This is a genomic window from Bradyrhizobium sp. (genome assembly GCF_019242285.1).
Taxonomy (GTDB): domain Bacteria; phylum Pseudomonadota; class Alphaproteobacteria; order Rhizobiales; family Xanthobacteraceae; genus Bradyrhizobium.
In genome coordinates, this window is record NZ_JAFAVV010000891.1 from 1 (window position 1) to 4,254 (window position 4,254).

Below are 4,254 nucleotides of genomic sequence, written 5' to 3' on the forward strand. Positions count from 1 at the left end.
GGCGCTGACGCAGATGCCGGCCAAGATGACGGCGTTCTTCCTGTCGATCTCCTCGAACAAATACGTCATCCTGCTGCTCATCAACGTGCTGCTGCTCCTGCTCGGCACGTTGGTCGACATGGCGCCGTCGATCCTGATCGCGACCCCGATCCTGTTGCCGGTGATGCAGAACTTCGGCGTCAATCCGGTGCATTTCGGCATGATCATGCTGCTCAATCTCGGCATCGGATTGTGCCATCCGCCGGTCGGCTCGATCCTGTTCGTCGGCTGCGCCGTCGGCAAGGTGTCGATCGAGCAGGTGATGCGAAAAATCTGGCCGTTTTACGCCGTGATGTTCGTGGTGCTGATGTTCGTGACCTACATCCCCGAGATATCGCTCTGGCTGCCGAGGCAGGTGCTGCGCTAAGCTTGGCGAAGTTCCCCGTCCGAAGGCCCTGCATGAAAATCGTCGATCTCAGCCGCGAGCTCTATCACCGCACCCCGACCTATCCCGGCCATCCCCCGATCATCCACGGCCAGTGGAAGAATCATGAGGAGGCGCTGGCGGAATCTGGGAACGTCTACGGGCTGTCGTCGATGTTCATCTCGATGCCCGATCACGGCGGCACGCATATCGACGCGCCCCGTCACTTCGGCGCGCGTGGTATCTCGATCGATCAATATCCGCTGGAAAAATGCATCGTGCCCGGTATCTGCATCGACCTGCGTCACATTGCGCCGCGCGCCGAGATCACCGCGTCCGATCTGGAAGCAGCAGTGGACAAGGCTGGCGTCGCGGTGCCCAAAGGCGGCACGGTTCTGCTTTGCACCGGCCATCACACACGCACGTTCCCCGGCAAGGCCTATACGACGGACAATTGCGGCGTGAACGTCGCCGCGACGGAATGGCTGGCGAAACAGGGCATCGTGCATTTCGGCATCGACTCGATGCGGCCCGGGCCGGACAGCGACGTGAACCTCCTGGTTCACGAGGCCTGCCTCGAGCTCGACATCACCCACATCGAGAGCCTGTGCAATCTCGAGGCGCTGCTCGGCCAGGGGCCATTCACGTTCATCGGGCTGCCGATGAAAATGCGCGAGGGCACGGCTTCGCCGATCCGTGCCGTCGCAGTGTTCGGCCTGTGACGCCAACGAGGAGATCAGGCATGGCCGAACGCTCATCCACCCTGCCCTCGCGGCGCGGCGTCCTCCGCGGCGGCGGCAGTCTCGCCGCTGCCGCGGCCCTCGCGGCGTTTCCGGGAAACGCCGGCGCCGCCACCTACCCCGAGCGTGCGGTCCGGATCATCGTGCCCTTCGCGCCGGCAGGGCCGACCGACATCATGGCGCGGATCATGGCCAGCCATCTCGGCGAGGCGCTGCCAGGCACCGTGATCGTGGAAAATCGCGCTGGCGCCGGCGGCAATCTCGGCATCGGCGTGGTGGCACATGCCGAGCCGGACGGCTACACCCTGCTGGTCACCTCCAGCGCCTATGTCGTCAATCCCGGGCTCTACGCCAAGACTCCGTATGATCCCTACAAGGATTTCGCGCCGATCGCGGAGCTCGGAACCTCCCCCAACGTGTTCGTGGTCGATCCCAAGCTCGGCGTGAGCTCGATGAGCGAGCTTATCGCGCGCGCCAAGGCCAATCCGAACGAACTGAACTACGCAAGCCCCGGCATCGGAACCACGCCGCATCTCTCCGGCGAGCTCCTGAAGATCGTGGCCGGAATCAACATCACTCACGTTCCATTCCCTGGCGCGGGCCCGGCGACCCAGGCGGTCCTTGCCGGCACCACGCAGACAGCCTGCGTCGCGCTGCCGCCGGCACGTCCCCAGATCGAATCCGGGGCGCTGAAGGCGCTGGCCGTCACCGGCGCGCACCGCTGGTTCGACCTGCCCGACGTGCCGACCATGGTCGAGCTGGGCTACAAGGATTTCATCGCCGACACTTTCCAGGGATTTCTTGCGCCCGCCAAGACGCCGTCGGCGGTGGTCGAGCTGCTCTCGGCCAGATCGATCGAGATTCTCGGGAAGCCCGACATTGCCGAGCAGCTCCGCAAGGACGGCTTCGAGGTCATCGCCAACGGGCCTGACGGCATGAAGAAGAGAATTGAGGGCGAGGTGCCGAAATGGCGCGACCTGATCGCCAAGGCCGGCATCAAGCCGGTTTGATCGGTTTCGGCGGGACGCCGATCCCAAGCATCTTGCCGCGCGACGACGGCATGCCCTAGGCTGGCCTCAACCATAAGCCCAGGGAGGAAGTGATGACCACTCGCCGTGAGTTCTTGCGGGGCGGCGCGGCTGCCGCCGCAACCGGCATCGTGTTCTGCAGTTGCGGCCTGTTGAAGAGCGTGCATGCGCAAGGCACAGGGCGCCAGACGCTGCCGGTGATGGTCGGCGGCAAACGCGTCAAGACCATCGACGTGCACTGCCATTGTCACTTCCACGAGGCCGGCGCGCTGCTCGGCGCCGATGCCGACAAGCTGCAACTGCCGCCGGTCAACGGCGCGCCGGAAGCGTTCATCGAGGTGGAGAAGCGGCTTGCCGCGATGGATTCGCAGGCGCTCGACATGGAGGTGCTGTCGATCAATCCGTTCTGGTACGACCGCGACCGCGATCTCGCCGCCAAGATCGTCCAAATCCAGAACGAGAAGCTGGCCGAACTCTGCGCGCTGAAGCCCGACCGCTTCGCCGCGTTTGCCTCGCTGACACTGCAGGCACCCGATCTCGCCGTGCAGGAACTCGAAACCGCGGTGAAAAAGCAGGGCCTGAAGGGGGCTGCGATCGGCGACGTCGTCAATGGCGTGGAATTCTCCGATCCGAAATTTCATCCAGTCTGGGCCAAGGCCGAGGAACTCGGCGTGCCCCTGTTCATTCATCCGCAAGGCATTCCCGAACTCAACAAGCGCCTCGCCGGCAATGGCTGGCTCGGCAACACCATCGCCAATCCGCTGGGCACGACGATCGCGCTGTCGCACCTGATCTTCGAAGGCACGTTCGACCGCTTTCCGGGATTGAAGGTGATCGCTGCCCATGGCGGCGGTTTCCTGCCCTCCTATGCCGACCGCTCCGACCACGCCTGCCTGGTCGGACCCAAGGGCTGCAATCCGGACATGAAGCTCAAGAAGCAGCCGACGGAATACCTCAAGCAGATCTATTTCGACTCGCTGATCTTCTCGCCCGAGGCGATCCGCCACCTCGTGGCGCAAGTGGGCGCGAGCCAGGTGGTGGTCGGCAGCGACTATCCCTATCCTTGGGAGATGAATCCGGTGGCTCCCATTCTCGCCACCGCCTCGCTCAGCGACGACGAGAAGGCCGATATCCTCGGCCGCACCGCGGCCAAGCTGTTCAACGTCCAGGCGTGACATCGAGAAGACGTACGAAGGAGCAGGCGCAATGGCGCGAAAACTGATCGACATTTCCGTGCCATTGCAGAACGACGTGCCGGCCGATCCGCCTGGCAACCACCCGACCATCCAGTACATCGATCACCAGCAGGGATTGCCGCGCATGCTGCAGTTCTTCGACGGGCTGAGGAAGGAGGATTTGCCGGACGGACAGGGATGGGCGGTCGAGCAGGTCCAGCTCTCCACCCACAACGGCACCCATCTCGACGCGCCCTGGCACTTCCATCCCACCATGAACCGCGGCGAGCGGTCATGGACCATCGACGAGGTGCCGCTGGAATGGTGCCTGCAGCCGGGCGTGAAGCTCGACTTCCGGCACCTCCCGGACGGCTATGTCGCGACCGCCAAGGACGTCGAGACCGAGCTGAAGCGGATCGGTCATACGCTGTCGCCGCTCGAGATCGTCGTGGTCAACACCTCCGCCGGCGCCAAGTATGGGCGACCGGACTACGTCAATTCCGGTTGCGGCATGGGCTATGAGGCGACCATGTACCTGCTCGAACGCGGGGTGCGGCTGACCGGGATCGACGGCTGGAGCTGGGATGCGCCTTTCGTCTACACGGCCAGGAAATACGCCGCGACCAAGGACGCCGGGCTGATCTGGGAAGGCCACAAGGCCGGACGTCACATCGGCTATTGCCATATCGAGAAGCTGCACAATCTCGAAAAGCTGCCCGCGTAGGGCTTCATGGTGAGCTGCTTCCCGGTGAAGATTCACTCCGCGTCCGCCGGCTGGACTCGCGCTGTCGCAATCATCGATTAGCGACCTGCGTCGCTGCCGAATTGCGGCGGAAACCGGTCAAGCTGGAGCCTTGAAGCCGCCGTATTGCGGCCGGCACATTTCACTCCGCGTTGTTCCCTCACAG

Annotated in this window: 4 protein-coding genes and 1 pseudogene; all 5 read left to right on the forward strand. The window is 63.9% G+C overall.

Going from position 1 to position 4,254, the window contains the following annotated elements; genetic code table 11:
• The coding region (locus JOY90_RS36590; RefSeq protein ID WP_291695953.1) for a TRAP transporter large permease subunit at positions 1-406 on the forward strand (406 nt) is incomplete at its 5' end.
• Between the two features lie 32 nt (positions 407-438).
• Positions 439-1,125, forward strand: coding sequence for a cyclase family protein (locus tag JOY90_RS36595; RefSeq protein ID WP_291695954.1), 687 nt, complete (start codon positions 439-441; stop codon positions 1,123-1,125).
• A 20-nt stretch (positions 1,126-1,145) separates the two neighbouring features.
• The gene (locus tag JOY90_RS36600) at positions 1,146-2,153 is read left to right on the forward strand and encodes a tripartite tricarboxylate transporter substrate binding protein (protein ID WP_291695955.1); all 1,008 of its coding nucleotides are present in this window, start codon (positions 1,146-1,148) and stop codon (positions 2,151-2,153) included.
• A 92-nt stretch (positions 2,154-2,245) separates the two neighbouring features.
• Positions 2,246-3,346, forward strand: a complete 1,101-nt coding sequence (locus JOY90_RS36605; protein WP_291695956.1) for an amidohydrolase family protein — start codon at positions 2,246-2,248, stop codon at positions 3,344-3,346.
• A gap of 31 nt (positions 3,347-3,377) precedes the next feature.
• Positions 3,378-4,151, forward strand: a pseudogene (locus JOY90_RS36610) (cyclase family protein).
• The last annotated feature ends 103 nt before the right edge of the window (positions 4,152-4,254 follow it).